Source organism: SAR324 cluster bacterium (assembly GCA_029245725.1).
In the GTDB taxonomy this organism is placed as follows: domain Bacteria; phylum SAR324; class SAR324; order SAR324; family NAC60-12; genus JCVI-SCAAA005.
Window position 1 is genome coordinate 1 of record JAQWOT010000273.1, and the last position, 6,242, is coordinate 6,242.

The 6,242-nt window shown below is 37.6% G+C and carries 6 protein-coding genes; all 6 read left to right on the forward strand.

The genetic code is table 11. From position 1 onward, the window contains the following. Positions 1-137 precede the first annotated feature (137 nt). The 6 genes from P8O70_15085 to P8O70_15110 all read left to right on the forward strand — a co-directional run bounded on the left by P8O70_15085 (position 138) and on the right by P8O70_15110 (position 5,659). Positions 138-1,013: a nitrilase family protein gene (locus P8O70_15085; protein MDG2198171.1), complete on the forward strand. Its 876-nt coding sequence runs from the start codon at positions 138-140 to the stop codon at positions 1,011-1,013. 129 nt (positions 1,014-1,142) lie between these two features. Beyond that, complete coding sequence (locus P8O70_15090; GenBank protein MDG2198172.1) at positions 1,143-2,387, forward strand: substrate-binding protein; 1,245 nt, start codon at positions 1,143-1,145, stop codon at positions 2,385-2,387. A gap of 17 nt (positions 2,388-2,404) precedes the next feature. Next, on the forward strand, positions 2,405-3,259 hold the full coding sequence (locus P8O70_15095) for a branched-chain amino acid ABC transporter permease (protein MDG2198173.1): 855 nt from the start codon (positions 2,405-2,407) through the stop codon (positions 3,257-3,259). 1 nt (position 3,260) lies between these two features. Continuing rightward, positions 3,261-4,268: a branched-chain amino acid ABC transporter permease gene (locus P8O70_15100; GenBank protein ID MDG2198174.1), complete on the forward strand. Its 1,008-nt coding sequence runs from the start codon at positions 3,261-3,263 to the stop codon at positions 4,266-4,268. Beyond that, positions 4,246-4,974 (forward strand): ATP-binding cassette domain-containing protein, encoded by a 729-nt coding sequence (locus tag P8O70_15105; protein ID MDG2198175.1) that lies wholly within the window; start codon positions 4,246-4,248, stop codon positions 4,972-4,974. Before P8O70_15100 ends, P8O70_15105 begins: the two co-directional genes overlap by 23 nt. Beyond that, positions 4,961-5,659: an ABC transporter ATP-binding protein gene (locus tag P8O70_15110; protein MDG2198176.1), complete on the forward strand. Its 699-nt coding sequence runs from the start codon at positions 4,961-4,963 to the stop codon at positions 5,657-5,659. Before P8O70_15105 ends, P8O70_15110 begins: the two co-directional genes overlap by 14 nt. Positions 5,660-6,242 lie beyond the last annotated feature (583 nt).

Genomic DNA, 6,242 nt, shown 5'->3' on the forward strand with positions numbered 1-6,242 from the left:
TGCCTTTCTAGGGGGTATCCACTGGATAGCGGCGGTCATTTGGCTAAATTGATGACAGGCCCTACTATTTGAAAACGTATAATCAGAATAAATGAGAATGTTAAAAAATTAATATTTTAATCTAGGGAGTATAACTTATGAAGAAAAGAAATGAAGCAATTGTTAAGATAGCATGCTGTCAAATGGAACCAATTGTTGGCGAAAAAGAACGTAACATAAGAAGAAGCTCAGAAATGATTGAAGAGGCAGCAAAAGCAGGTGCAAATTTAATTGTTTTACCAGAATTATGTAATTCAGGATATGTCTTTGACACACGCAGAGAAGCGTTTGACCTATCAGAATCTGTTCCAGAAGGAGAAACCTGTCAGGAATGGATGAAGCTTGCGAGTAAATTTGATATCCACATTGCAGCAGGTATAAATGAAAGAGCAGAGGACCTGCTTTACAACAGTTCAGTAATTATTGGTCCCAAAGGGCACGTTGGGACCTTTCGCAAAGTTCATCTTTGGAATGAGGAAAATCTTTTCTTTGAACCTGGTAATTTAGGTTTCCCGGTATTCAAAACACCAATAGGCAGAATATCTTCCCACATTTGCTACGATAGCTGGTTCCCAGAAAGCTATAGGTTAGCAACTCTACAGGGGGCTGACATAGTTTGTGTTTGCACTAATTGGGTCCCAATTCCTGGTCAAGACAAAACCAGGGAAGCAATGGCAAACATCTTAGTCATGGGAGCCGCTCATGTGAATTCAGTATTTATCGCCGCTGCAGACAGAGTAGGAACTGAGAGAGGGCAACCATTCATAGGCCAAAGTCTAATAGCCAATTATACGGGTTGGCCAATAGGTGGACCTGCAAGCAAAGATCAAGAGGAAATAATCTATGCAGATGCAAATTTGGCCGACGCACGTAGGAAAAGAAATTGGAATGAATATAATCAACCCCTAAGAGATAGAAGAAAGGATGTATACGGGGAAATGTTAGGAAGTGACATGAATGTTGGTTGGTATTAATTTTAGAACAATTTAATCGCTATCCAGATGTTCTAATCTGAATTCTAAACCCTAATTAAATTGGGAGAAAACTGATAGTTTTTAATTGGATATACATTTTTAATTCTTTTCTGAATGAAAAAGGTAAGTATGCAAAAAGAAAACAAAATATCTAAAATCAGCAGAAGACAACTAATTAAAACAGCAGCAGCATCTGCAGTAATTATGGGATCACCTGCATTTATTAGAAATCTTCACGCAGATGACCCAATTAAAATAGGTGTTCTCTCACCAGTTACTGGAGCTTGGACTGTTTACGGGAAAGCACACTCGCGGGGTTTTGAATTAGCAGTTGAGGAAATAAACGCTGCTGGAGGGGTTTTGGGCAGACCTATAGAAATGGTTTTAGCAGATTACCAAACTGATAGAAGACTAGTTGTTGAACAAGCAAATCGACTCTTGCGGCAAGAAAGGGTTGATTTGCTTGCCGGTACTTTTTCAAGTGCTGATAGAAATGCAGCAGGTCCAATTGTAAAGGCAGCGGATAAACTATTACTGTATCCAACATGGTATGAAGGGCAAATTGAGGAATATTATCCCGGAGTCTGCAACGAAAATATTTTTATGTTTGGCCCAGAACCGACTCAACAAGTCTGGCCCTTCATGGAATATATGTGTAATAAATTTGGGAAAAAATTCTTCATGATAGGTTCTGATTATGCTTGGCCTCAAGTAACAAATATGTTTACCAAGGAGAAGCTGAAAGAACTAGGCGGTGAAACAGTTGGAGAAGTCTATATTCCATTTAATACGCCTCAATACGAGTCGGTATTGAGGCAAATACGCCAAGCAAAACCCGACATAATCTTTCACTCATTAACAGGTAGCGACACAGTCAACTTTAGGAAACAGCTTGTGGCGGCAGGAATGAAAAATGATTTCACTCTATGGACTGTGGATGATGAGGAGGTCGTAACCTCAGGACTGGGTCATGAGGTGTCTTCAGGAACATATGTAAGCTTTGATTATTTCATGACCATCAAGCACCAAAATAATAAAGATTTCTTGGATAGGTACCAAAAAAGATATGGTTCGGATGCACTAATGAACACCGTTGGAGTCGGTATGTATAACGCTGCGCACATGGGAGCAATGGCCATTGAGAAAGCTGGAAAAGTTGATACAAGTTCCATCCGCGAGGCTTTGAAAGGTATCAAGTTTGACAAAGCACCACAAGGCACTGTTGAGATGAGGGCTCTGGACCATCAAGCTGTGTTGCCATCATACTTGATGAGAGTTAGAGAGGGCTGGTCTAGTGTCAATGACATGTTCGAACAGGTTCAAACAGTAGCAAGAGCGGTCCCTCAAGACGCACGATGTAATCTACCACTGTAAATTGCCCTTGGATTAAGATGGAACTAGCTGCCAGTGTGTTACTAGATACAACCCTGATAACTTTAACGTTAGCATTGGCAGCTTTTGGCTTGGCAATCATCTACGGTTTAATTGGTGTAATCAATATGGGTCACGGAGCCATGTTGACTTTAGGTGCGTATTTTACATGGGCAGGTCTCCAGTTAGAAATTCCATTTGTGCTGAGCGTAATTTTAGGTGGATTCATTGTTGGTTTGATTGGACTGCTTTTTGAGCATTCGATAATAAAACGTTTCTACAACAGTCCTTATGAAACACTCTTACTGACTTGGGCTTTTTTTCTAGTTACAACTGAATTGATAAAGATTGTATTTGGCTCAGATTTTAGAACAGTTGTAAATCCATATCCAGGTTCAATTAATTTGGGTTTTTATAAGATTCCTGCCTACAGAACTTTGATTTGCTTATTTACTGCCTTCATAATTTTATCGACTAGTTTTGTTTTATTTAAAACATCAACTGGAATAAAAATTCGAGCTATGATTCAAAACCGAGAGATGGCAAGTTTATTGGGATTAAACATTTCATGGACATATAAAATCATATTCGGATTTGGGTGTTTCATGGCAGGTTTAGCAGGGGGACTGGTAGCACCGATGCTTTCAGTAAGTCCTTACATGGGAGACATGTATCTTGTTAGATCTTTTTTCGTTGTTATAGTCGGAGGTATAGGCCAGATTCTAACTGGAACAATAATAGGCAGTTTTGTGATTGGGGGTTTGGAAACGATAGTAGCGTTGTTTTCAGATCAAGTTGTTGCTCAAGTAGCTGTATTCTTCTTTGCAATTATTATTTTAAGAATAAGGCCACAAGGTATATTCTCAGAAAAATGATATGCAAAATGCTTTGACAAAAATATCTGGAGAAACGAAATTTGAGTTTTTTATATTTTTCACATTAACGTTGATACCGCTGGTTTTTTCTGGATACATATTATTCATTCTTCCGCAATATATGCTGTTTGGCTTACTTGCAGTATCCCTATCTATTTTATGGGGTCTTACTGGTATAGTAAGTTTTGGCCAAGCTGGTTTTTTTGCAATAGGTGCTTATGCAATAGGTATCGTTGTCAAAAGCAATTTTTTAATGAATTCGGCTATACTGGGAATTTTACTAGGCATAATAGTTTCAGCAGTGATAGCTGGTGTTGTTGGATATTTTTTGTTCAGTGCGAAAGTTAAGGCAACCTACTTTGTACTAGCTACGTTAGCCCTATCAATCATAATTGAGCAGTTAGCAAAATCACAAAAAGAAATAACTGGTGGCTGGAACGGTTTATTTGTAGACAGAATTTCAATTAGCTTTGGGAATCTATTTGAATACTCATTGTTCAATGATATCCCGATGTACTATTTTACACTTGTATTAACAATCATAGTCTATGCACTGATAAAATTTCTAGCAACGTCCAATTTTGGGAAAATCCTCAAAGGAATTAGAGAAAATGAAGATAGAATCTTGGCTCTTGGTTACAATACTTCCATATACAAGACACTAATATTTTGTGTATCAGGAGCACTAGCTGGATTTGCTGGTTCAATTTATGGAACTCATGCTGGATTCGTCGACCCTTCACTAGCAAGAGTACTCTTTTCAACAGAAGTAATTGTTTGGGTTGCCATAGGTGGAAGGAACTCAATAATTGGCTCTTTTCTCGGTGGGATATTAGTTGCTTCCCTTGCTAATTATCTGAACTCTGTAACTCCAGAATACTGGCAACTAATCATTGGTATCGTATTTATAGCTGTTGTCATTCTCTCCAAAGGTGGTTTAGCTGGGGGTTTTGAAGAAATTTACTATAGACTGAAAAGTAAAAAGTATGTCTCTGCTAGAAATCCATAATTTATCAAAAAGTTTCAAGGGTCTCCTAGCTAATGATAAAATATGTATGGAGCTAAAATTAGGTGAAGCTCGTTGCATAATTGGACCCAACGGTGCTGGAAAAACAACACTTATATCAATGATCTCTGGCCATCTTTCCCAGTCTAGTGGGAACATCTCTTTTGATGGAAAAAATATCAGTGATTATGATTTAGTTAAAAGAGTAAGGCTTGGGATCGGAAGGAAGTTTCAAACCCCAACTCTCTTTGATAATCTTACTGTTTATGAAAACATAGAATTATCAGTAATTAGAAATAATTACAATAATTTACAAAAAAGTATCAAAATAGATGAAACGTTAAAACTGATTAGGCTATTTGAGGAGAAAGATGTTCTTGCAAACACGTTATCACATGGTCAAAGGCAGTGGCTAGAGATTGGCTTATTGATTGGTAATAACGTAAAATTATTACTTCTTGATGAGCCAACAGCAGGCATGACTACAGAGGAAACTATAGCGACTACTAGGTTAATAAAAAATTTGTCAGGAGAAAAGGATTTATCGGTAATTGTTATCGAACACGATATTAATTTTGTTCGAGAACTTGGTGCCCAAATCACAGTTTTACATCTGGGAAAAATTTTTGCTGAAGGTAATTATAGTACCATTGAGAATAACAGGTTTGTGAGAGAAATTTACCTGGGTGCTCCTGATGTTGTCAGTTGAAAATGTGTCTGCCGGTTACGGAAAAATTAGTGTTCTTTCGGAAATAAGCATTAGATTAGAAAATAATTCTATTCTTGGGGTTCTTGGTCGTAATGGAATGGGAAAGTCTACTTTGATTAAGGTTTTGTCAGGTTTATTAACGTGTCATAGTGGAAAAATCTTTCTTGATAATGAAGATATTACTAATTATCCACCTCATTTAAGGGCACAGAAAAAAATCGCGACTATTGTTCAAGGTCGTGGGATTTTTCCGCGACTAAAGGTTATAGAAAATTTGATGCTTGGTAAGCTACTCCAAACAACTGTTAAGAAAGATAGACTTGATGAAGTTTTTGATTACTTTCCGATTTTGTCTGAAAGGACCGGTCAGGTTGCTGGAACACTCAGTGGAGGTGAACAGCAAATGCTTGCCATTGGCAGAGCAATAATGTCTGATCCGAAGATCATGTTACTAGATGAACCATCCGATGGAATAATGCCATCCCTAGTCAAAGAAATAGGCACCACACTTAAGAGTATGTCACAAAAAAATAACATCAGTTTAATAGTTGTTGAGCAGAATGTACCACTTATTTTCTCTCTTACTGATAAGTGCATTATATTAGAGAAAGGTAAAATCGTTGTAGAAGGAAAAAAATCTGAAATTCAGGATTCAAATATTATGAAGCAGTACTTAGCAATTTAGTCACAAATCATATTTATAACGGTTTGATTTTTCATTCAAACACTATGCTCTGTTAATTATATTACCTTAGATTTCTTGCTAGCCCTCTGCTAGACTTGCTTATTTTGGTACTACAAACCATTCATCATTGAACAGAAATCTCAACAATTAAATAAGTCCCCGTGTCTGTCACTTCTCCAGCCAACTCCTACCCACCACGGCTTCAGCATTAAATCGAATCTTCACTAAAACTCTGCACCATGCGAAATATTCTTAATCATTGTTATTCTGCATTTTATTTCGATGTTGCCCAACCCTAAACGGAACCTTGAAAAAGGAAAGTAGTTACTAAAACAGTTACTACTTTGGAATCATAAACCGATATCAATAGCAACTCAGTGCTAGATTCTATCTCAGATCCAGAAAATTGGCGTTGGAGCAATTGCGTAGTTTAGACAAATGAAGTAATCTCCGAGATTTGGAGATCTAACGATGTAATGTCCTCACTGTGCTCATCCAGACTACATCCTCTTTGGTAAAAATCGAGGGGCTCAACGTTACCGCTGCCAAGCTTTTCGACGAACCTTTCAGACACTGTGCAGAG

What these genes read in the sequence shown, in the direction of transcription:
- P8O70_15085 (MDG2198171.1), top strand. Translation starts at nt 138, where the DNA reads ATGAAGAAAAGAAATGAAGCAATTGTTAAGATAGCATGCTGTCAAATG.
- P8O70_15090 (MDG2198172.1), top strand. Translation starts at nt 1,143, where the DNA reads ATGCAAAAAGAAAACAAAATATCTAAAATCAGCAGAAGACAACTAATT.
- P8O70_15095 (MDG2198173.1), top strand. Translation starts at nt 2,405, where the DNA reads ATGGAACTAGCTGCCAGTGTGTTACTAGATACAACCCTGATAACTTTA.
- P8O70_15100 (MDG2198174.1), top strand. Translation starts at nt 3,261, where the DNA reads ATGCAAAATGCTTTGACAAAAATATCTGGAGAAACGAAATTTGAGTTT.
- P8O70_15105 (MDG2198175.1), top strand. Translation starts at nt 4,246, where the DNA reads ATGTCTCTGCTAGAAATCCATAATTTATCAAAAAGTTTCAAGGGTCTC.
- P8O70_15110 (MDG2198176.1), top strand. Translation starts at nt 4,961, where the DNA reads ATGTTGTCAGTTGAAAATGTGTCTGCCGGTTACGGAAAAATTAGTGTT.